A 21685-nucleotide genomic window follows, 5' to 3' on the forward strand; every position below is an offset into this window, starting at 1 on the left:
TAGGACCAATTGGTAGTTAACGATATGGGTATTCTCAGACTGGCTCTATACTTGTCAGATGTTGCCAGATACTATCTTTTAGTGCATCCAGACCTTGCTGACCAACCGCCGAAATATAGGTAACGGGTACTTTCTTAGGTAAGTCGTCTCCTATTTTCTGGCGGGTTTCTTCATCAACAAGATCCATTTTTGTAATGGCTAACAAGCGGGTTTTATCCATCAACTCAGGATTAAATTCGCGCAGTTCATTCAGAAGAGTATTGTACTCCTGGCGTATGTTCTCAGAGGTAGCCGGAATCAGGAATAATAATATCGAGTTCCGTTCAATATGACGTAGAAAGCGCAAGCCTAACCCTTTCCCTTGAGAAGCTCCTTCAATGATCCCCGGAATATCAGCCATTACGAATGACTTGTAGTCTCTGTAGGCTACGACCCCTAAATTGGGTACAAGGGTTGTAAAGGGATAGTCAGCAATTTCGGGGCGGGCAGCCGATAGGACGGATAACAGCGTTGATTTTCCAGCGTTTGGGAATCCCACCAGACCCACATCCGCCAGCAATTTTAATTCCAGCACTACCCACTCTTCGCAACCCGGCTCGCCGGGCTGGGCATAATCAGGAGCCTGTTGGGTAGGTGTTTTGAAGTGGTCGTTACCCATACCACCCCGTCCGCCGGGGAATAAAATGATCTCCTGACCTTCTTCGGTGATTTCAGCTATTTTTTCACTCGTGTCGGGATTGCGGGCGATGGTGCCCAGAGGGACTTCTAAAATAACATCTTCTCCCTGAGCGCCCGACCGTCTGCCGCCTTCACCGGCAACGCCATTGCCGGCTTTAACGTGCTTTCGGTATTTTAAATGCAGAAGTGTCCACAACTGTGAATTACCACGCAGGATGATGTGGCCGCCCCGTCCGCCGTCACCACCGTCCGGACCACCCTTAGGGGTATGTTTTTCCCGTCGGAAGTGAACAGATCCTGCGCCACCCGCACCTGAGCGGCAATTTATTTTTACGTAATCTATAAAGTTCGATGAAGCCATAATTAATAGTTACCGCCCGACTGCCTCATCGATTTGATGACAGATTTCTTTGAAAATCGTGTCAATCTCACCGATGCCGTCAATGGCTGCGAATTTCTCCTGTTGACTATAATAGTCAGCAACGGGAGCCGTCTTTTCATTATACTCTCTAACCCGTCTTCGGATTAGTTCCTCATTTTGGTCATCAGGGCGGCCGGACGTCTGCCCTCGCAATAACAACCGTCGTGTTAGCTCTTCACTATCAACCACCAGCGCGATCATGATGGTTATTTTGGTACCATGTTGACTCAAAAGTTCATCTAAAGCCACAGCTTGCGGTACCGTACGAGGAAATCCGTCAAAAATAAAGCCCCCAATAGATGTTTCTGCAACCGCTTTATTTTCCTGCAATTTGCTTTCGATCATGCCGATGACAACTTCATCCGGCACCAGTAACCCCTGATCCATGAGTTGTTTTGCCCGCAAGCCCAGCTCGGTACCGGCCGCAATTTGTGACCGGAGCAGGTCACCGGTGGACAAATGAACCAGGTTATACTTTTTTATCAAATATTCACTTTGGGTTCCTTTTCCTGCCCCAGGAGGGCCAAACAGTACAAGATTAAGCATACGGCTTATAAGGGAGTGTCAGAATAGGTCAGTCAAAAAATTGCGCCCGCAAAGTTACAATACCCGCTGAGAATATGAACTGTATTCACTGACTGTCACTAGTTTTTATTATCTAAAAAAAAAGCGTAGGTATCAAACCTACGCTTTTCAGTACCAATCCGAAAATTCAATTATTTAGCGGCTGCTTTCTTTTTCGCCGGGGCAGCTTTGGGAGCCGCCTTTGTAGGTGCCGGAGCGGCCTTCGGACCTTCCAGCGCTTTTTTCACACTTTCGTCGTTCGGGTCGAGCGCCAGCACTTTGTCGAAGTACTCTTTAGCTTTGGCGTCGTCTTTCTTCAGGAGAGCAAACCCTGCCAGTGCCTTATATGATGTTATCAAGTAACGCTTGTAATCCGTTTTGTCTGTTGGGTCTGGATTAAGCGCCTGCTCAATGAACTTTTCATAGAGTGGTGTTGCCAACTCGGCAGCTTTTTCCTGTTCTTTAGGATAAGCGTAGTAGTTAGAACCAGCACGATAATAGTAAGCGAGCGGGTATTTTTTGCCATCGGCTTCAATCCGTGATGCCATTTGGGAAAAAGCAGAGTCAGCTTTCAAGTAATACTGCTGTTTTACCACTCGGATCTGCGCTGTATCCATAGCCGCTACCGTGCTGTCACGACCTACGCGTGGCGCAAACTGGTAACTCGACAGGCCCAACCATAGGAAATCGTTATTCTGTGGCTTCTTATCGTTGGCAATGGTTTTGGCGTAGTAAGTAGCTGCTTTATCGTACCGCTTTGTATCGTAATATTTTTTAGCAATCTCACGATACAGGTTCTCGGTCGTATCCATTGGCGCAGCCTTCTCCAGGTTAACGATGCTCAACGAGTCACCTTCTGGTGTTCCCAGTTGAGACTGAGCGCGACCAAGATATTTGATATCGTCAACCATCACCTTTTGAGGAGCAGTCGAGATAAACCGATTCAGTGACTCAATAGCTTCGTTGTTTTTGCCCAGGGCTGTATAGGCCCAGCCATACATCCGGTCAATGATCGGGTTGTTGATTTTCCCTTTCAGCTGGTCCAGATAGGCAATAGCACCCTGGTAATCCTGTGCCAGGAATTTATAACGAGCTACATCAAGGAGCATCTCAGGATCAGTGGTGCCACTTTTCTGAACATACAGTTCGTAGTTTGACGCAGCAGCCTTATAAGCCCGTGAGCTTGCCAGTGCATCGGCATATGCACGATACGTAGGGGCAAATTCAGGATCGCCCTGGATGGCCAGTTTGAAGAAGTCCTGTGCTTTCTGGTAGTTTTTACCCCGCAGGTACAGACGACCAATTTTATAGTTGGCTTCGGCAAGGCTGGGGTTGATCGCCAGGGCGTTTTCATACTTCGTGATGGCATTACCACCATCATTTTTCAGGAAGTACGCATCGCCCATCAGCATTTCGATTTCGGCGTTTTCGTTCTTCTTATCTTTCTCGTCAGCAACGGTGAGCAGGCTGAGAGCTGCTGCCGGGTCATTCTGCTTTGGCTGGTCAGATAAGGTGTACATTTCGGCACCACGAATCAGAACATCCTGGTTCTTACTTTTCGTTTGTGCAACAGCATTATCAATTAAGCCTTTGGCCGTAGCTCCATCACCTTTTGCCAGCGCTACCCCAGCCAAACCAATGTTGTTCAATTGATTTTTTGCGTCAGCAGCGGCTCCTTTCTCAAAGGTTGCTTTTGCTTTATCCAGCTGTCCGCTTCTCAGATAATAATAGCCCAGGTAAAACTGATTGTCAGCCGTCGGCGAGCTGGTGGCCAACTGCGTTAGCGTTTGCCCCGCCTTGTTATATCGCTCAGCCTCTACATCTTTCAAGGCCGTTTGGACGTCCTGCGCCATTAGCGGGGCCGTCATAGTCGCCCCAACGAACAGGATGGTCATCAGCGATTGCTTCTGGTTGTTCATCATGTAATTCAAGTTGGAAATTAGGGAAATTGGTTAATGCTTATAAAACAATTGACAAAACTAAAAAATTGCGGTTAAGCTTAAAAAACTTATTTATTTGGTCAGATTTATGATGCGATCATACGGAATTCTTGGCCAAAGGCCTAATTTACGGATGATTAACGAACCAGCATCTCTGGCAATATAATTAATTAATCCACCACCTAAGCCCGGATGGGTTTCGCGGCTCAATATATAGACCGGACGCCGTAATGGATAACGCTGCATGCCTAAATCTTCCTGAAACGGCTGAAAATAGTCATCGCGCTTGGTTGGGTTTACCTTACTCGATACACCCATCACGTGCAGGTCTCTGGCCAGTTCCACCGAAAGCGGTTCATCGCCATCACTAATCCAGTTAACGCCAATGAATCCTATTGCCGATGGGTTTTTACGAACAAAATCAATGACTTCCCGGTTCGAGCGCGTTGTGAATATTCGCAAGCGCTTTACGTCCTTTACATTAAAAGTTTTTAATACAAACTCCAGATTGCTGGAATTGTTATTGTCGAATACCAGTGTGATCGGACTGGTCTGATTGCCTCCTTTCAGCTGGCCCCACTGGGTTGTTTTTCCATCAAAAATATTTTGCAACTCAGCCATCGTAATAAGGCTGTCCGTATTGGCCATGTTGATGATCAAGGCAACTCCATCCGTAGCGATTTTTTCGGTTGCTCCCTTTATCTTACGCTGGTCCAGGATAGCCCGTTCATTGGGATTGAGGGTGCGTGTGGTGAAAACCAGCCGTGCACTATCCTGAAGCATCATATTGATAGCTTCCTGCTCGGGTTTGAAAACAACCTTGAAATGGGCGTCCGGGTAAATTCCTGAGTAAGCCGAGGTTAGCTGGGTAACCAATGGCTGGAAGGATTCATCGGCTGCCACAACAATTTCTCCGCGAGATGGATTGTCGAGCGGGGGCTTCCCATCCCCGCAGCTCAAGAGGCCGGCCAATAGGCCTAGTACTCCCGCGATACTTAAAAGTAGTTTACTCATTTTCCTGAAAACGCAGGTAAGCCCTGTACGCTCGAAACGCTCCATAAATGACCAGTAGTGCCCCCATGCTATACCGTAGTAAGCCCGGCTCCGGGAGTACCCCAAAAGACTGAGAGGAGGCTATCAGTCCGATGCCTCCTCCCAAGTATGCCAGCGAAGCCAGTACTGCAATGTACAGTGTTAACTTCGCTGGACCTCGATTCTGTCCGCGCATAGGTTTTATTCCAGCGTGAAGTTGATAGGTAAGTTGTACTTAACCCGCACTGGCCGACCGGATTGTTTTCCAGGACGCCATTTCGGCATACCTTTCACTACGCGTTGTGCTTCTTCATCCGTTCCAAAGCCAAGGCCTTTCAGGACTTGAACGTCCTGGATACTGCCATCGGTGTTGACAACGAAGCTTACGAATACACGTCCTGAAACGTTGGCTCGTTGAGCGGCTGCCGGGTAGCGCAGGTTTTTGCTTAGGTACTGACCCAGAGCGGCCATACCACCACTAAACTCTGGCTGTTGTTCTACCACCGTAAAGATTTCTTCTTCTTTTGGGGCAGCTTCAACGGCAACTTCCACTTTCGTTGGGGCGGCTGATGCTTCAGGAGCAGCAATTACTTCTTCAGCGTTTGGATCACCTTCCTGCGTTTTTTCAGCAGCTACGGCTTCCTTCAGTTCCTCCACGGCTGGTGGTGGCGTTTCTTCGGGTACTTCCTCATCCGGCTTTACTTCCGGCGGAAGGAATTTCACCGTGTTCACCTTCGGCAATTCGACCGGTGGTGGTGGCGGTGGTGGGGGCTCGTTCGGGTCGATGGGCGGTGGTGGGAGTTTCATCAAGTCCACCTCCGTCATAGACACTTCCTTTGCTTCCGGCGTCAACGCAGTTATAATCGTTGGCGTCAATACACCCAATGTAAACAGGACGCCACCAATAATGAGGGCTCTGGTTACAGTTTTAGGGTATGACTTCCGCAGATCATAGGCACCATACGCTTGGTTCCGGTTGGCAAACACGATATCATCGAGTGTTGCCTGGGGGTTTACTTCTGCCATGGTGTTATACGTCTAATTTTGCTTTGTCTTTGAGGAGCTTTACTTCATCCGGAGTCAGTGCGTCCACGAGGGCATACCGCTTCAGTTTCGTAATCGCCATTTCATCCAGAACGTCAACCATGTTTTTGTAGGTCGATAGTTTTGTTGGTTTGATAACCACAACAAACTTTTCGCCACCTACTTTCTTCACGTTCTCCTGGAGAGCCTGACGAAATTCGTAGCCGTAACCGACGGTCTTTAATTCTGGGTCTTCGCCCGCAGCCTTACCAAAAATGTAGTAGGCTTTGTTGTCTTTACCCAAAAAGACGGTCATTACGTTGGAAGCCTTAATAGGCTCCGTTTCTTCTTTTAGTGTTTTATCCGGCACGTTGAGCGTCATCGAAGATGGTTTGCTCAGTGTGGTGGCCAAAATGAAGAAGGTAATCAGGAGAAATCCGAGGTCTACCATGGGGGTCATATCCACCCGGGTCGACGCTTTCTTTGACCGTACCTTACCACCATCATGTTTACCACCACCACCGCCGGTATTAATTTCTGCCATGTTTTCTTAACAGATTCGCGTGGTGAAAATCAACTATAGGTGCAATCGCTACGCGCTTAATCAGCTTTCCAACCGGCTGGGGGAGCTTCCGTTCCCGTGATCAGGTTGAATTTGTTGATGTTTTGCGCTTGTAACGTAGCCAGTACATTCTTGAATTCCGGGAATTTAGCGAGGTTGTCGCCTTTCAACGCAATTCTAAGATTGTTATTGGCCTTCCGGGCATTATAAACCCATTCCTTCAACTCGTTGGTTGGACCTGCTCCGGTTGAATCGGTTGGAATTCCCGCCTGTTTCACTTTGGCCTGCTGCTCTTTAGGGAGATTCAGGTAGGCTTTCAGCTGGTTGATGGGCAGACCAAAGTTCGACATCAGGGAAAACTCCTTCTTTTCGTTGTTCGAGAAGGAAAGCCCTTTAGCAGCAGCAATGTTATCCAGCATGGCAATGCGGTTCTGCGCATTGTCGATACCGAAATAGACTTTGCCGTCTCTACCAAGACCGATGGTCATGATATCGCTATCAGGGACTTTGATGCCCGAGATGGACGATGGTGTTTCGATAGCTGCGGCATCCTGCGACCGGAACTGGGCCGTAAGGATAAAGAACGTCAACAAAAGAAACGCCACGTCGCACATCGCGGTCATGTCCACTGTGGAACTGGCGCGTTTTATTTTAACTGCTGGCATAAGTAATTAAACTATTAATAATGGGCTGCGAAGTTCTGCTGAATGCTCAGACCGATTTCGTCAATGTTGTAAGTCAGTACGTCAATACGGCTCGTGAAGTAGCTATACATGATCGTAGCAATAGCGGCCGTACCGATACCAAGAGCCGTGTTTACAAGGGCCTCAGAGATACCCGTCGAAAGAGCACCGGTGTCAGGCTGTCCCGTAGCACCCATGGCTGCGAAAGCGCGAATCATACCAAGTACCGTACCGAGCAGGGCGATCAGCGTCGAAACCGAAGCCAGCGTAGCGATGATGGTCAGGTTTTTCTCCAGCATTGGCAGTTCAAGCGTGGTAGCTTCTTCTACTTCTTTCTGAAGAGCAACTAACTTCTGCTCTTTGTCTAACTGCGTATCGGTCGCTAACTGCTGATACTTAACCAGGGCCGTTTTCACAACGTTTCCGATTGAGCCTTTCTGACGATCACACTCCTGGATGGCGGCTGCCACTTCGTTGCGGTCAAGCTGGCCTTTGATCTTCCGAACGAAATCGTCGATCGAGCCCGAACCGTTTGCACGGCCAATGGTGATGAAACGCTCAATGGAAAATACCAGAACCGTTAGAAAACAGGTAAACAGAATTGGTACGATGAACCCACCTTTGTAAACGGTACCGAAGTAGTCGCCGGGTAGTGGTTCTTTCGTGTTGTCGCCTTCCTGGAAGTGGCTGCCATCACCGAAGACGAACATGTACGTCAGAATACCGATCAGTAACAACACCGGAATTACGAACGCGGGGTTAAGACCACCTGACTTCTTTTTTGGTGCCGCTGCTTTGGCGGGTGCTGGAGAAGGAGTTTGTGTTTTCATTGGAACTGGACTGTAGGGTTAAAAATTAAAAGTTGGTTTACCCGGTAAAAAAAGTGAAAAATTTAGACTCTTTCGGTTTGTGCCTTCAAATTTTTAAAGGAAATGCCTTCAAACCTCCACAAAAATATGTGTTTTCCGTCAATAACAACACAATCCTTTCAGTCTATTCTTTCTCTTTAATTGCAATCCAGCAACATGTTTTTGCACATAACTCACTTATTTCTAAAATGATCGTTTTGCCGGGAGCGTCCATAAAGTCTTGTTTCTCAAGTGCCACACGAAAAATTTTTCTTCTTTGGTGTCTTTATTAGTAACCTCTCAGGGTGGTGCATGACTCATAAAATAATTGTTAAGATTAGTCAAAGGATTTATTTAAGAGTTGATTCCGGCATTCATATAGCATAGATGCAACAGGCTGATCAATTCCATAAAATTGATTTAAAAAAGTTTGCAGCCTATTCGAAGGGGATCGGATCGGGGGAGTAAGGCGGGACAGACAACCGTGCGGGGGATGAGCATAAAAAAAGGTCAACTTGATGAAAGTTGACCTTTTGACTGTCGGGAAGGCGGGATTCGAACCCACGACCTTCCCGCCGATGGCGGGACAGGCAACCGTCTGGGAGAGGAGCATAAAAAAAGGTCAACTTGATGAAAGTTGACCTTTTGACTGTCGGGAAGGCGGGATTCGAACCCACGACCTCTTGCACCCCATGCAAGCACGCTACCGGACTGCGCTACATCCCGAATTGGAGTGCAAATGTAGCGCAGTCGCAGTAATTGTCAAAATATTTAGCGTTTTAAAATGATCCTTATCAACGTCGGGGATTTAAAGCATTGTCGATACGGGCCAGTATATCACTTAAATGATACTGGCTCATCTTGTCCGTTTGCCGGGGAATGGCCGTTTTGATGCTGCTGCGTAAGCTAACCAACTTCGCCCGGACCTCCGACATGATGTCGGATTTCTTAATGTCGGCGATGGGGCCGGCGTTATACCGAAAACCGTTCCCCGAGAAACCCGCAGCCGGGGCAACGGTCGGGGCTGGTGTCAGTAGGGAAATAAGCTTTTCGGCATATACTTTCTGAAGATTTCGACGATACACAGCAATGGAATGACCTGCCTTTAACTCGCGCCAGATCGACGACTGAAGGTCGGTCATGAACTCATCCAGACTATATGACTTAGCTGGACGGCTGCTGTTTTCAATCAGACGCGACAGCCGACCAACATCCATCAGGCTGTTCAATGTCGTTTCCTGTAGGGTTCTCAGGTAGTCAACACCTTGGTCAGGGCGGACAAGCTCCATGATTTTAGGGTCGAGTAGCCAGGTGGGCGTCTGAAATAATTGTTGATTCAGGAACGCTACTGCACTTTTTTGTAACGCACGGGGTGTTGGCTCATACACAATCCCCGACTGGTCGAAGGTGCGAGGTGTTTCGTAAACACCGCCCACATACTTTGTTACGTGGCCCATATACCGTCGGTATTGACTGGCAATTTCACCGTACATTTCCCTCAATTTGTCGTAATCTTCGGCTTCTTCGCCCGTCCATTTGGTGAGATTAGGCAAGATTCGCTTCAGGTTCTTGATACCGTATGTGCTGGCAATCATGGCATTATCACCAAGGTCTTCGCTTTGCGAGCGCGGGTCAAGCGGGTTGGTTTCTGTGCCAAACCAATAGCGAGGATCACCGGCGTGTTTTTTAACCCACTCATTCAAAATTAGCTTATCGGCTTCGGGATTCGGGGTATCATAGATGGGCTTATAACCCCACTCAATAGCCCAAATATCGTAGGTGCCGATACGGGGAAAGAGGTCGGTGATGTTGTCTTCCGGTTGGGCTACGTAGTTGAACCGGGCGTAATCCATAATAGACGCCGTGTGACCGTACTGTTTGATGAATTCTTTATCCCGCAGCTTTTCAACGGGTGTAGCATGGCTTGAGCCGTAATTGTGCCGTAAACCGAGGGTGTGGCCCACCTCGTGCGACGAAACAAACCGAACCAGTTGCCCCATTAATTCATCATCAAATTTTGGTTTGCGTGCCCGTGCATCAACCGCGGCTCCCTGCACCATATACCACTTGCGCAGCAGGTTCATGACGTTGTGATACCAGCCAATATGGCTTTCGATGATTTCTCCCGAGCGAGGATCGTGGACATTTGGCCCGTAGGCATTTTCGATGTCCGATGCGAAGTAGCGAATGACGGAATACCGGGCATCTTCGAGGCTCAGGGTTGTGTCTTTACTGTCCCAGTCTTTGGCAAAAATCGCGTTTTTCCAGCCAGCCTTTTCAAATGCCACCTGCCAGTCGGCAACCCCCAGCTTCAGGAATTTACGCCATTTGAGCGGTGTTGCCGGGTCAATGTAATAGACGATGGGCTTACGCGGCTCTATGAGTTCGCCCGCTTTCTGTCGTTGTGCATCGGCGGCATTTTTGGGCTCCAGTTTCCAGTGTACGGCAAACGTTTCATCTTCTGTTCGCTGGGAGGCATCATTGTAGACGCTATAGCCATTGGCGAAAAAGCCAACCCGACTGTCGAACAGGCGTTTGCGCATGGGGGTGCGCGGCAGCAAAATCATGGACGTATTAATCTCCATGGTTACGGCACCGGCTTCATTACCAACGGGCAGCGCAACGGTAGGCAAGGGAGAGGGTACCGGCGAAGGAACCACGGGTGTTGTGTTGACCGTAAACGTTTTGGTCACCATCACTTCCGTGTTGATCGGGTACGACCTGATACGCTGAACAAAGGACCGCTCCGGGGCCAATGCTGTCAGGCGGTATCGGAATTTAGTGACGGGGTTAATCGAGACTACCTGATTGTCGCCTTTGAAAAAGTCCGTTACCTCAATGACCGATGCCGATACACTGTCTTTACGAATAGCCCTCAGATCGAAAACAGCCGCAATAGGCTCAACATTGGAGTTGCGAACGGCTTGCGAAATCGGCAGGGTGTCGCTGCCCACATTGATGTAGCTCACCACCCGTAGCAGGAGCTTCTTATCAGGTCCGCGTTCCCAGCGCAACACCTGCCGGTTGGCGAGTTCTCCGCCATACCCTGCGCCGGTCGGTGCCTTGGCAATGCGGGTGATGGCCATAAACTCACGGCCCAACAGCGAATCCGGAATTTCGAGGTAATATTTTTCGTCAACCCGGTGCGCCGTAAACAGACCCTTGCTGGTTTGTGCGGATGCTGTAATAACCTCCCGATAAGGTTTTATAGGGACTTTGGGTGCGGCAACGACAGTTGTTGCGGTGGGTGTTGCCGTCGCCGTCATGGGTAGGGTCATGGTTGGCGACGAAGGTGACGTTGGGCGTGGAGTTTGTGCCTGTACAACGGAGGAACTGGCAAGCCCAATGCCCATCAGCAGGGCAAAAAGCAGTGTAGAAATTTTCATCATTTTGATTGAGAATGGTAGGTACGTGTATTGACTAAAGTATAATCCAAAAAAAACGGTCTTCGACCGGGTAGTCGAAGACCGTTTTAGACTGATTAGCGTACGGAGAATCAGTGAAGGTAGTTAATTTTTTCCGCTACCCTGCACCGCTGGCGGCTGGTTGGCCCGGCGTTGCTGCTGCATGGGGTTCGGACCTTGCGGACCGAAACGTTGCTGTTGCTTGAACAACTGGAAACGCGTTGGCTGCGCCATCCGTGGGAAGGCGTTGTTTTCCGTGTCGATGTCGGCGATTTCCTGGAAGGGGTCAAGTACCCATTGCGTTACCTTCTTCGGCGTGGCAATGACTTTCTTGATTGACACATCGTTGAAGCGCCAGATTTCGGCCGGGAATCGGGCTACAGAATCTGTACCGTCTTCGAACTGCATCCGAATAATGACCGGCATGGGCAAACCGCCTTTGTTTTTCAGCGATAACGTATAAAAGTTCGTCGATGCGTTCGTTTCGAGGGTTTTCCGTTCGTCGGGGCTCAGCGTTGCCAGATAATCCTGATAGCGCTTCTTGTCGGCATCCGTAACGGCATAGGGATCGTAGCTGTTATAGAAATCCTTCATGGTCGAATCTTTGGCAACAACCGTTTCCCCCTGGGTAGCGGCATCACGCTGCTTGCTGATGGTACCGGCGCGACGTTTGGCTTCGGCACGGGCAGCGGCTTTCGTGACCTCCGGATTGCCTGAGTCAACCTGAAACCAGTCCACTTCTACCAGATCCTGATCGACGGGCTCAACGCCGTAAAACCAGCCTTTCCAGAACCAGTCCAGGTCAACGCCTGAGGCATCTTCCAGCGTACGGAAGAAATCAGCCGGTTCGGGCGATTTGAAAGCCCAGCGACGGGCGTATTCTTTGAAGGCGTAGTCGAAGAGTTCGCGGCCCATGACCGTTTCGCGCAGGATATTCAAGGCCGTAGCGGGTTTGGCATAGGCGTTGGCACCCAGGTTAATGACGTTATCAGACGAGCTCATGATCGGCGACAGGACCGCTTTATCCGACTTCATGTAGTCGACAATTAACTGAGGCTCACCCCGGCGGGTGGGGAAATTGTAATCCCACTCTTTTTCGGCCAGGTACTGGCAGAAGGTGTTTAGGCCTTCGTCCATCCATGTCCACTGACGCTCATCGGAGTTGACGATCATGGGGAAGAAGTTATGCCCTACTTCGTGGATAATAACCCCGATCATACCCGCTTTGGTCTGCTCGGAATAGGTGCCGTCCGGTTCCGGCCGGCCGCCGTTGAACGAGATCATGGGGTATTCCATACCGCCACCCGCTGTAGCATGGCAGGAAATAGCGACTGGATATGGATACTTGATGGTCCGGTTGCCGTACGATTTCAGCGTGTGCTCAACTACGCGGGTCGAATACTGCCCCCAGAGTGGGTTGCCTTCCTTCGCGTAATAAGACATCGACCAGATTTTACGACCGTCGCCGTACACATCAGTTTGCATCGCATCCCAGATAAATCGGCGGCTGCTGGTGAAGGCAAAGTCCCGTACGTTCTGAGCGGCAAACACCCAGGTTTTCTTGCCTACTTTATCCGTTGGTTTGGTTTTCAGGGCTGCTTCGGCTTCTTCCTGTGTGACAATAACAACCGGATTTTTCGAGCTGGCTGCCTGCGCCATCCGCTTTTGCTGCGTTGGTGTTAATACCTGCTTGTAGTTCTGACATTCGCCGGTAGCGCCAACGATATGGTCGCTGGGCGCGGTGATGGCCACTTTGTAGTTTCCGAAAATGAGAGTGAACTCACCCTGTCCCAGAAACTGCTTGTTTTGCCAGCCCGTTACGTCATTGTAGGCGCAAAGGCGTGGAAACCAGTGAGCAATGAAGTAGTTGTAGTTACCATCTTTTGCAAAATACTCCATACCACTCCGGCCGTAGTACTCGGTCACGAAATAATCCCAGTCGATATTAAACGAATACGTTCCGCCGGGCTTAAGAGCCGTTGGCAGGTCGATCCGCATCATCGTCTGGTTAATGGTATATTTCAGCGCAGTACTTGATTTGGCATCTTTTACCGAGCGAATGTTATAGCCAAACTTATCGGAAGCCTGCTGGCTGCTGCGTTCCCGGACCGAGGTCAGGTTTTGTAATTGCGCAAAGCTCATGCCGCTTTCGTTCACACTACCCGTGCGGGTTACGCTGCCGGTAGAGCCTTTAGCAAACAGATTCTGATCGAGCTGAAGCCAGATGAACGGCAGTTCGTCGGTCGAGTTGTTGTGATACGTGACTATTTCGGTACCAATAATCTTCTGGTTGGCATCATCCAGTTCGACCTTGATGTCGTAGTCGGCCCGGTTCTGGAAATAATCTTTACCGGGTGCGCCGGAAGCGGTACGGAAGGTGTTGGGCGAAGGCAACATGGAGCCCAGCTGCTCAAAACGGGTATTAGCATTTTGAGTTGGGGCTGGTGTCTGAGCCATCAGCGTGGCCGACCAGATGGTCAGGCTCACCATTAACAGGAGTTTTCTCATCGTTTATTCAGGAGTTGATGCTTGCTTAATTTCGGCCGGTACCTTGTTTAGCGGGTTGTTGTTGACGTTGCTGCTGCATGGGGTTGGGGGCGGCTCCACCACCCCGCTGCTGCTGCTTGAATAACTGGAAGCGCGTTGGCTGGGAAACGGGGGGAAACGAGTTGTCCTCCGTGTTGATGTCGGCAATCTCGTAGAAGGGGTCCAGCGTCCACTGCTTCACCTTCTTGCTGGTGGCAATGACCTTGTTGATCGACACATCGTTGAAACGCCAGATCTCGGCCGGAAAACGCGCCACCGAATCAGTGCCATCCTCGAACTCCATCCGTACAATGACCGGCATGGGAATGCCCCCCTTGTTCTTCAAGGACAAGGTGTAGAAGTTGGTACCGGCTTCGGCCAGTTTGCGCTCCTCGGGGCTCAGCGTGGCCAGGTAGTCCTGGTAGCGCTTCTTGTCGTCGGCCGTGACGGCGTACGGGTCGTAGCTGTTGTAGAAGTCCTTCATGGTGGAGTCCTGAGCCACCACGGTCTGGCCTTTGGCGGCCGCATCGCGCTGTTTGCTGATGGTGTTGGCTCGTTTCTGAGCGGCTGCCCGGGCTTCGGCTTTGGCGATTTCGGGGTTCTGGGAGCCAGCCTGGAACCAGTCGACTTTCACCAGCGACTGGTCGACGGGCTGCACGCCGTAGAACCAGCCTTTCCAGAACCAGTCGAGGTCGACGCCGGAGGCATCTTCCATGGTTCGGAAGAAGTCGGCGGGTTCGGGGGACTTGAAGGCCCATCGTCGGGCGTACTCTTTGAAGGCGTAGTCGAAGAGTTCGCGGCCCATGACCGTTTCGCGCAGGATGTTCAACGCCGTAGCCGGTTTGCTGTAGGCGTTCGGGCCAAACGTATTTCTCGGAATATTGTCTGAACTGCTCATAATGGGCACCTGCTGGGTCGAATCGAGCCGCATGTAGGGCACGATACCTTGCGGGGTAATGCCACGGGCCGGATAGTCGGCATCCCACTCCAGCCCGGCCAGCCCATCGAGGAAGCTGTTGAGCCCTTCATCCATCCACGACCACTGTCGTTCGTCGGAGTTGACAATCATCGGGAAGAAGTTGTGACCCACTTCGTGGATGATCACACCAATGAGCCCATTCTTTGTACCTACCGAATAGGTTCCGTCGGCTTCGGGCCGGGCGCCGTTGAAGCTGATCATCGGATATTCCATACCACCCACGGGGCCGTGAACGGAATACGCTACCGGATATGGATAGGCAATCGTCCGGCGGGAATAGGAGATAAGCGTGTGGGCCACCAGCCGGGTTGAGTATTGGCCCCAAAGCGGATTGCCCTCTTTTGGGTAGAGCGACATGGCCCATACCCGTTTGCCTTCTACATTCGGCTGCAAGGCATCCCAGATGAATTTACGGCTACTCGCAAAGGAGAAATCACGGACGTTATCGGCTTTAAAAACCCAGGTTTTGGTACCCGTCGGCTTGCCTTTTTCGGCGGCTTCGGCTTCGGCCTGGGTCACGATGACCACCGGGTTTTCACCGGGTTTATCGCCTTTGCCTTTCGCTTCGTTCCAACGTTTGATTTGGGTAGGTGTCAGCACCTGCGCTGCGTTCTGTAATTCACCCGTAGCGCCCACAATGTGGTCATTGGGTACGGTCAGCGCCAGTTTGTAGTTGCCGAAGATGAGGGTAAACTCGCCCTGACCCAGAAACTGCTTATTCTGCCAGCCCGTCACGTCGTTGTAGGAACAGAGCCGGGGAAACCACTGCGCAATCTCGTAGATGTAGTTGCCATCCTTCGGGAAATACTCGTAACCGCCACGAGCGCCCGTCGAGCGAACGTCAACAATGTTGAAGTTCCAGTCGATGGAGAAGGTAACGGATTTGCCGGGACCCACGGGCTGGGGCAGGTCGACCCGCATCATCGTCTGGTTGATGGTGTGCTTGAGGGCTTTCCCGGCCTGATCGCGTACAGCCGTGATTTTGTGCCCGTAATCTTTGGCGATCAGCGTCGCGTTGGCGTTGATCTGCTGGAAACTCGCGCCCTGCTCGCTGATACTGCTGGTCTGTGAGGTCCGGCTATCGGCGTCGGCCCGGAACGTGTTCTGATCCAGCTGAATCCACAAGTAGGGGAGCACATCGCCCGAATTGTTGTGGTACGTGATGGTTTCCGAACCGGTTATTTTCTGCTTTGTATCGTCGAGAGTCGCTTTTATGTCGTAGTCGGCGCGATTCTGGAAATAATCTTTACCGGGCGCACCGGAAGCGGTACGGAAGGTGTTGGGCGTGGGCAGCATGGGACCCAGCTGCTCGAAACGCGTGTTGGCCCGTTGGGTTGGGGCGGCTGGTGCCTGAGCCATCAGGGCGGCCGACCAACTGGTCAGGGCAGCTAGTAACAGAATTTTTCTCATCGTTTGTTAGAAGCCGTTATGGTTAGTTTCGGCCGGTACCTTGTTTAGCGGGTTGTTGTTGACGTTGCTGCTGCATGGGGTTGGGGGCGGCCCCGCCACCCCGCTGCTGCTGCTTGAATAACTGGAAACGCGTTGGCTGGGAAACGGGGGGAAACGAGTTGTCCTCCGTGTTGATGTCGGCAATCTCGTAGAAGGGGTCCAGCGTCCACTGCTTCACCTTCTTGGCGGTGGCAATGACCTTGTTGATCGACACATCGTTGAAACGCCAGATCTCGGCCGGAAAACGCGCCACCGAATCGGTGCCGTCTTCGAACTCCATCCGTACAATGACCGGCATGGGAATGCCCCCCTTGTTCTTCAAGGACAAGGTGTAGAAGTTGGTACCGGCTTCGGCCAGTTTGCGCTCCTCGGGGCTCAGCGTGGCCAGGTAGTCCTGGTAGCGCTTCTTGTCGTCGGCCGTGACGGCGTACGGGTCGTAGCTGTTGTAGAAGTCCTTCATGGTGGAGTCCTGAGCCACCACGGTCTGGCCTTTGGCGGCCGCATCGCGCTGTTTGCTGATGGTGTTGGCTCGTTTCTGAGCGGCTGCCCGGGCTTCGGCTTTGGCGATCTCGGGGTTTTGGGAGCCCGCCTGGAACCAGTCCACTTTGACCAGCGACTGGTCGACGGGCTGTACGCCGTAGAACCAGCCTTTCCAGAACCAGTCGAGGTCGACGCCGGAGGCATCTTCCATAGTTCGGAAGAAGTCGGCGGGTTCGGGGGACTTGAATGCCCATCGTCGGGCGTACTCTTTGAAGGCGTAGTCGAAGAGTTCGCGGCCCATGACCGTTTCGCGCAGGATGTTCAACGCCGTAGCCGGTTTGTCGTAGGCATTTGGCCCGAAGGTATTCGGCAAAATATTGTCCGAACTGCTCATAATGGGCACCTGCTGGGTCGGATCGAGCTGCATGTAGGGTACGATCGACTGGGGTTGTATGCCCCGCGCCGGGAAGTTAGCATCCCATTCCAGGCAGGTCACCCCTTCCAGGAAGCTGTTGAGTCCTTCATCCATCCACGACCATTGCCGCTCGTCGGAGTTGACAATCATGGGAAAGAAATTATGCCCCACTTCGTGAATTACGACCAGTATCAGGAAGTTTTTAGTGCCTTCCGAATAGGTACCATCTTCTTCGGGCCGGGCGCCGTTAAAAGACATCATGGGGTACTCCATGCCACCCACCGGTCCGTGAACCGAGTAGGCTACCGGATACGGGTATGCAATCGTTCGGCGGGAGTAGGCGCGGAGGGTGTGCGCTATCAACCGGGTCGAGTATTGACCCCACAGTGGATTGGCTTCTTTTGGGTAAAGTGACATAGCCCAAACCCGTTTGCCTTCTACGTTCGGATTCAACGCATCCCAGATGAACTTACGGCTGCTGGAGAATGCAAAGTCACGGACATTATCGGCCTTGTAAACCCAGGTTTTAGTACCGGTGGGCTTGTCGTGCGCGACCCCGGCCTTCTCAGCGGCTTCGGCTTCGGCCTGCGTCACGATGACCACCGGGTTTTCACCGGGCTTATCGCCTTTGCCTTTCGCTTCGTTCCAGCGTTTCTGCTGAGTGGCGGTTAGCACTTGTGCCGGATTCTGCAATTCACCCGTAGCGCCAACGATATGGTCGTTGGGAGCCGTGATGGCTACTTTGTAATTGCCGAAGATGAGGGTAAACTCACCCTGCCCCAGAAACTGCTTGTTTTGCCAGCCCGTCACGTCGCTGTAAGCGCAGAGCCGGGGAAACCATTGGGCGATCTCATACACGTAATTACCGTCTTTCGGGAAAAATTCATACCCCGACCGGGCGTGTGTGGCTTTGGCATCGACAATATTGAAATTCCAGTCGATGGCGAAGGTGACCGACTTGCCGGGACCTACGGGTTGAGGCAGGTCAATCCGCATCATGGTCTGGTTGATGGTGTATTTGAGGGCTTTCCCGGCCTGATCGCGCACCGATGTAATGTTGTGACCGTAGTTCTTACCCATCAATACGGAGCTGGGATTAAGCTGTTCGGCCGTCATACCCCGCTGGGCGTTTATACTGTTGGTTTCGGTGGTATTACCGGCGGCCTCAGGCCGAAACAGGTTCTGGTCGAGTTGGAGCCACAGATAAGGAAGTACATCGCCGGAGTTATTGTGGTAGACAATGGTTTCCGAACCCGTAATTTTCTGTTTGGTGTCGTCCAGCGTGGCTTTAATATCGTAGTCGGCGCGGTTTTGAAAGTAGTCTTTTCCGGGGGCTCCCGAGGCAGTACGAAAGGTATTCGGCGAAGGCAGCAGAGAGCCCATCTGCTCAAAACGCGTATTAGCATGCTGCGACGGTGCCTGCGCCTGCGCAAATCCTAATGGAATGGCCAAAGCTGTCACCAGCAAAACTATCTTTTGCATAAAGGAGGTTGTAGTTGTTGATAAGAAGGGTAAAAGTACAAAAAAAGAGGTTACGCATTTTTCCATTATGATGAACGGAGCGCAATACGAGCTTACTTCATCAGCTCCTCTAAATACTCATTGTTGATAATGAGTGATAGCGCCATCCCGGCAACAATGCCTGAGACAATGAGCGTCCAGCGCAGGCGGTTACTTTTTAATAGATCAACAGCAATAAAGGCCAGCCCCAGTACAAGCCCTACAATAACCAGCTGACCAAGCTCCAGGCCGATGTTAAAGGCCAGCAGTGGTTTAATAATCTCGGCTTCCCGACCAAGGAGGCTCCTCAGGTAATTGGAAAAGCCCATGCCATGAATAAGGCCGAAGACAAGGGCCAGTCCATAGCGCCAGGAGCGACCGGATGTTGGCTTGGGCATCCCTCGCAGCTTTGGTTCCTGGAAAAAGAAATTGCTGATGGCCGTGATCAGAATGGTAATCGGAATGAGTAGCTCGATCAGGGCCGTTTTATACTGAATGAGTTGCAGAGTTGCCAACGCCAGTGTTATAGAGTGCCCAATGGTGAAGGCCGTAACCAGAATGAGCACCTGTCGCCATTGCCGGGCTGTGTAAACAGCACAAAGGGCGATAACGAAAAGAATGTGATCGTATCCGCTGGGGTCTGTGATGTGGTCGAAACCCAAACGCAGGTAAATCAAAAAATCATCCATGGAGGTTGGTGAAGTAGGTGAGGTAAGTGGAGTGTATGGAGTAAGTAAACCCGGTGGAGTGTGTATAAGGGTGTAATGACGCCACTTATTCCACCTACGCCACTCTCTTACTCCTTAAACCAGTCAGCGTACATGACATAATTGTTGGCCGTCCGGGCGAAAACCTCGGCTTGTTCGGGCGAAACAGCTTTTAGAAAACGGGCCGGGTTGCCTGCATAAATAGATCCGGGGGGCACTACCGTATTCTGGGTAATAATGGCTCCGGCGGCCACAATACTGCCCGCGCCGATAATCGCTCCGTCCATCACAATGGCGCCCATGCCAATCAGTACGTTATCTTCTATGGTGCAGCCGTGAACAATGGCGTTATGTGCAATGGAGACATTATTGCCAATGATCGTCTTGTGTTTCTGGTAGGTGCAGTGAATGACGGCCCCATCCTGAATGTTCGTTCGGTCGCCAATGGTGATGCTGTTCACATCGCCCCGCACTACGGCGTTGAACCAAACTGTGCAGTCGCGTCCCATACTTACTTCACCCACCAGGGTGGCGTTGTCGGCAAACCAGCAGTTGTCGCCGAATGTTGGGTGATTACCCCGAACCGATTTAATTAATGCCATAGCGCAAATATAGTCGGGCAAGGCTGGTTTGTGTTTTCTCTGGTCTTATACCAACAAAAAAAGGCCGATTCAATGAATCAGCCTTTCTTGTCATACCAACCGTCGAATCGTCCCGGTCGGATCTGTTATTTACTCGACTCCGGCTCTGCCTGTAAACAAGCCGCCGGAGCCGTCATCCATTTTTTATTTTTTCTCCAGTTTATCGGCAGCTTTGTTCAGCGCGTCGCCAATATCATCCACCACTTTACCGGCTTCTTTTTTCACTTTGTCAAAGTCATCGGCGCTCGACCGCTGTACTTTATAGTACGAGTCGGCCAGTTGACGACGTTTGTCTTCGAGGTCTTTGACGCGATCTTCCCGTTTCCGACGATCTCTCTTGCTTTCGTTTTTCACGTCCGCTTTGGCTTCATCGAGTTGCTTGTCGACTTTGTCCATCTGCTCCGAAATGCGGTCGGTCAAATCACGCTTGTCGCGGTCGCTCGACTGATCGTTGTTTCGGTTGTTATCGCGGTCATTATTCCGGCTGTCACGATCACTCATGTTATTCCGGCTGTCGCGGTCGTTCTGATTTTGATCAGAATTACGGCGGTTGTCGCGGTCATCCGATGTGGTCGACTGTCGGTCGTCCATCCGATTATTCATGTTCCGGTTGTCGCGGTCATCGTTCTGGCGGTTGTCGCGGTTGTCGTTCATGTTCCGGTTATCCCGGTCATTATTGCGATCATCGGAATTACGACGGTCGTTACGGTCATTGTAGCTGTACCGCTCGTCGCGATCCGATTGCATCCGGTCGTTGTTCATGCTCCGGTTGTCCCGATCATTGTAGCGGTCGTTGCTTTGACGATCGTCATAACGATCGTTGTTCCGGCTCCGGTAATTGTCGGAATCCGAGCGGCTGTTGTACGAGTCGCGGGAATCGCGGTCATTATACCGGTCATTTGAGGAATAGCGATCGTTATACCGGTCGTTGTAGGAGCTGCGGTTGTCCCGATCCCGGTCATCGTACCGGTCATTATAGGAATTACGCTGGCTGGAGTACCGGTCGTTATACGAACCCCGGCTATCCCGGTCGTCGTAACGGTCATTATACGAGTCGCGCGAATCGCGTCGGTTATCATACCGATCGTTGTCGTCGCGATCACGGTCGCTGTACGAACTCTGCCGATCCGACGAGCGGCTGTTGTACGGATTGTTGTACGAATCGCTGCCCGACATGCGGTTGGAATTGTCGCTCCGGTAGCTCATCCGGTCGCTCGACGAGCCGTAGGGGTTCCGATATGAACTGTTGTCGCGGGAAGAACTGCTGCGCGAATCATTGCGGCTCATGCGATCGTTGTCCCGGTCTCTATTTCGTCGGCTGAATAACCCGCCCTCATCGTCGTCGTAACTCCGATTGCGATCGTCTCGGCTGTTCCGGGAGCTGTTTCGATCCTGCTGAACAATGTCCTCCCGGCTGTTTTGATTGTTTCCGTAGATGAGCCGCTCGGTCGACGCGCAGGAGGACAATCCTGCCATCGCTACCAGCATAGCGCCCACTACCCATGTTTTCCTTTTCATAACGTTGTGTCGTTGGTTGAGTATACAGAACATGTTCGGTTATTGCTACACACACATGCTGTTTGCCTGATATAACCACGATACGACGCAAATGTTAGGAATTAAGCCTGGTGCTTTCTCATAAAACATGGATTCATTCCATGAGGACTAGAGTTGGATCGCGGATGGAACGGATTAAATGGATTTCTACGGATAGAGCCTACAACCAGCCCTTTTATCTGTAAAAATCTGTTTAATCCGTTCCGTCCGCGCTTCCTTACTCTTCGTGAGAAATCCAGAAAGTAAGAGAGAGAAAGTACTTGCTCATTTCCGGTC

General features: G+C 51.3%; 16 protein-coding genes and 1 tRNA gene. All 17 read right to left on the reverse strand.

What is annotated here, in order from left to right; translation table 11 throughout:
- Positions 1 to 34: 34 nt before the first annotated feature.
- The 17 genes from obgE to ACYVK4_RS24070 all read right to left on the reverse strand — a co-directional run bounded on the left by obgE (position 35) and on the right by ACYVK4_RS24070 (position 21370).
- Positions 35 to 1039, reverse strand: a complete 1005-nt coding sequence (gene obgE / locus ACYVK4_RS23990) for a GTPase ObgE (RefSeq protein WP_461130104.1) — start codon at positions 1037 to 1039, stop codon at positions 35 to 37.
- A 9-nt stretch (positions 1040 to 1048) separates the two neighbouring features.
- A complete protein-coding gene (locus ACYVK4_RS23995; RefSeq protein ID WP_461130105.1) occupies positions 1049 to 1645 on the reverse strand; it encodes an adenylate kinase in 597 nt (198 codons plus the stop codon).
- Positions 1646 to 1815: 170 nt separating this feature from the next.
- Positions 1816 to 3585, reverse strand: coding sequence for a tetratricopeptide repeat protein (locus ACYVK4_RS24000; RefSeq protein ID WP_461130106.1), 1770 nt, complete (start codon positions 3583 to 3585; stop codon positions 1816 to 1818).
- 90 nt (positions 3586 to 3675) lie between these two features.
- The gene (locus ACYVK4_RS24005) at positions 3676 to 4617 is read right to left on the reverse strand and encodes a PstS family phosphate ABC transporter substrate-binding protein (protein WP_461130107.1); all 942 of its coding nucleotides are present in this window, start codon (positions 4615 to 4617) and stop codon (positions 3676 to 3678) included.
- Positions 4610 to 4831, reverse strand: a complete 222-nt coding sequence (locus ACYVK4_RS24010) for a hypothetical protein (RefSeq protein WP_461130108.1) — start codon at positions 4829 to 4831, stop codon at positions 4610 to 4612. Before ACYVK4_RS24010 ends, ACYVK4_RS24005 begins: the two co-directional genes overlap by 8 nt.
- A 5-nt stretch (positions 4832 to 4836) precedes the next feature.
- Positions 4837 to 5661, reverse strand: a complete 825-nt coding sequence (locus tag ACYVK4_RS24015; protein ID WP_461130109.1) for an energy transducer TonB — start codon at positions 5659 to 5661, stop codon at positions 4837 to 4839.
- A gap of 4 nt (positions 5662 to 5665) precedes the next feature.
- Positions 5666 to 6202 carry an ExbD/TolR family protein gene (locus ACYVK4_RS24020; RefSeq protein ID WP_461130110.1) on the reverse strand — a complete coding sequence of 179 codons (537 nt, stop codon included), beginning with the start codon at positions 6200 to 6202 and terminating at the stop codon, positions 5666 to 5668.
- Positions 6203 to 6258: 56 nt separating this feature from the next.
- Positions 6259 to 6885, reverse strand: a complete 627-nt coding sequence (locus ACYVK4_RS24025) for an ExbD/TolR family protein (protein ID WP_461130111.1) — start codon at positions 6883 to 6885, stop codon at positions 6259 to 6261.
- A gap of 14 nt (positions 6886 to 6899) precedes the next feature.
- A complete protein-coding gene (locus ACYVK4_RS24030) occupies positions 6900 to 7733 on the reverse strand; it encodes a MotA/TolQ/ExbB proton channel family protein (RefSeq protein WP_046578753.1) in 834 nt (277 codons plus the stop codon).
- A gap of 670 nt (positions 7734 to 8403) precedes the next feature.
- Positions 8404 to 8477, reverse strand: a tRNA-Pro gene (locus ACYVK4_RS24035).
- A 68-nt stretch (positions 8478 to 8545) separates the two neighbouring features.
- A complete protein-coding gene (locus tag ACYVK4_RS24040) occupies positions 8546 to 11137 on the reverse strand; it encodes a zinc-dependent metalloprotease (protein ID WP_461130359.1) in 2592 nt (863 codons plus the stop codon).
- A gap of 123 nt (positions 11138 to 11260) precedes the next feature.
- A complete protein-coding gene (locus ACYVK4_RS24045; RefSeq protein ID WP_461130112.1) occupies positions 11261 to 13663 on the reverse strand; it encodes a M1 family metallopeptidase in 2403 nt (800 codons plus the stop codon).
- 25 nt (positions 13664 to 13688) lie between these two features.
- A complete protein-coding gene (locus tag ACYVK4_RS24050) occupies positions 13689 to 16070 on the reverse strand; it encodes a M1 family metallopeptidase (protein WP_461130113.1) in 2382 nt (793 codons plus the stop codon).
- A 22-nt stretch (positions 16071 to 16092) separates the two neighbouring features.
- The gene (locus ACYVK4_RS24055; RefSeq protein WP_461130114.1) at positions 16093 to 18486 is read right to left on the reverse strand and encodes a M1 family metallopeptidase; all 2394 of its coding nucleotides are present in this window, start codon (positions 18484 to 18486) and stop codon (positions 16093 to 16095) included.
- Between the two features lie 92 nt (positions 18487 to 18578).
- Positions 18579 to 19193: a HupE/UreJ family protein gene (locus ACYVK4_RS24060; RefSeq protein ID WP_461130115.1), complete on the reverse strand. Its 615-nt coding sequence runs from the start codon at positions 19191 to 19193 to the stop codon at positions 18579 to 18581.
- 107 nt (positions 19194 to 19300) lie between these two features.
- Positions 19301 to 19813, reverse strand: coding sequence for a gamma carbonic anhydrase family protein (locus ACYVK4_RS24065; RefSeq protein WP_461130116.1), 513 nt, complete (start codon positions 19811 to 19813; stop codon positions 19301 to 19303).
- A 183-nt stretch (positions 19814 to 19996) separates the two neighbouring features.
- Entirely contained in the window at positions 19997 to 21370 is a 1374-nt protein-coding gene (locus ACYVK4_RS24070; RefSeq protein ID WP_461130117.1) for a sll1863 family stress response protein, read from the reverse strand.
- Positions 21371 to 21685 lie beyond the last annotated feature (315 nt).

The sequence above is a fragment of the Spirosoma aerophilum genome (assembly GCF_054782495.1).

Excerpts from the sequence above, each read along its gene's own strand:
- ACYVK4_RS23995 (WP_461130105.1), bottom strand. The coding sequence starts at position 1,645 with ATGCTTAATCTTGTACTGTTTGGCCCTCCTGGGGCAGGAAAAGGAACC.
- ACYVK4_RS24050 (WP_461130113.1), bottom strand. The coding sequence starts at position 16,070 with ATGAGAAAAATTCTGTTACTAGCTGCCCTGACCAGTTGGTCGGCCGCC.
- obgE (WP_461130104.1), bottom strand. The coding sequence starts at position 1,039 with ATGGCTTCATCGAACTTTATAGATTACGTAAAAATAAATTGCCGCTCA.
- ACYVK4_RS24030 (WP_046578753.1), bottom strand. The coding sequence starts at position 7,733 with ATGAAAACACAAACTCCTTCTCCAGCACCCGCCAAAGCAGCGGCACCA.
- ACYVK4_RS24005 (WP_461130107.1), bottom strand. The coding sequence starts at position 4,617 with ATGAGTAAACTACTTTTAAGTATCGCGGGAGTACTAGGCCTATTGGCC.
- ACYVK4_RS24025 (WP_461130111.1), bottom strand. The coding sequence starts at position 6,885 with ATGCCAGCAGTTAAAATAAAACGCGCCAGTTCCACAGTGGACATGACC.
- ACYVK4_RS24015 (WP_461130109.1), bottom strand. The coding sequence starts at position 5,661 with ATGGCAGAAGTAAACCCCCAGGCAACACTCGATGATATCGTGTTTGCC.
- ACYVK4_RS24045 (WP_461130112.1), bottom strand. The coding sequence starts at position 13,663 with ATGAGAAAACTCCTGTTAATGGTGAGCCTGACCATCTGGTCGGCCACG.
- ACYVK4_RS24055 (WP_461130114.1), bottom strand. The coding sequence starts at position 18,486 with ATGCAAAAGATAGTTTTGCTGGTGACAGCTTTGGCCATTCCATTAGGA.
- ACYVK4_RS24010 (WP_461130108.1), bottom strand. The coding sequence starts at position 4,831 with ATGCGCGGACAGAATCGAGGTCCAGCGAAGTTAACACTGTACATTGCA.
- ACYVK4_RS24065 (WP_461130116.1), bottom strand. The coding sequence starts at position 19,813 with ATGGCATTAATTAAATCGGTTCGGGGTAATCACCCAACATTCGGCGAC.
- ACYVK4_RS24020 (WP_461130110.1), bottom strand. The coding sequence starts at position 6,202 with ATGGCAGAAATTAATACCGGCGGTGGTGGTGGTAAACATGATGGTGGT.
- ACYVK4_RS24000 (WP_461130106.1), bottom strand. The coding sequence starts at position 3,585 with ATGATGAACAACCAGAAGCAATCGCTGATGACCATCCTGTTCGTTGGG.
- ACYVK4_RS24060 (WP_461130115.1), bottom strand. The coding sequence starts at position 19,193 with ATGGATGATTTTTTGATTTACCTGCGTTTGGGTTTCGACCACATCACA.
- ACYVK4_RS24040 (WP_461130359.1), bottom strand. The coding sequence starts at position 11,137 with ATGAAAATTTCTACACTGCTTTTTGCCCTGCTGATGGGCATTGGGCTT.
- ACYVK4_RS24070 (WP_461130117.1), bottom strand. The coding sequence starts at position 21,370 with ATGAAAAGGAAAACATGGGTAGTGGGCGCTATGCTGGTAGCGATGGCA.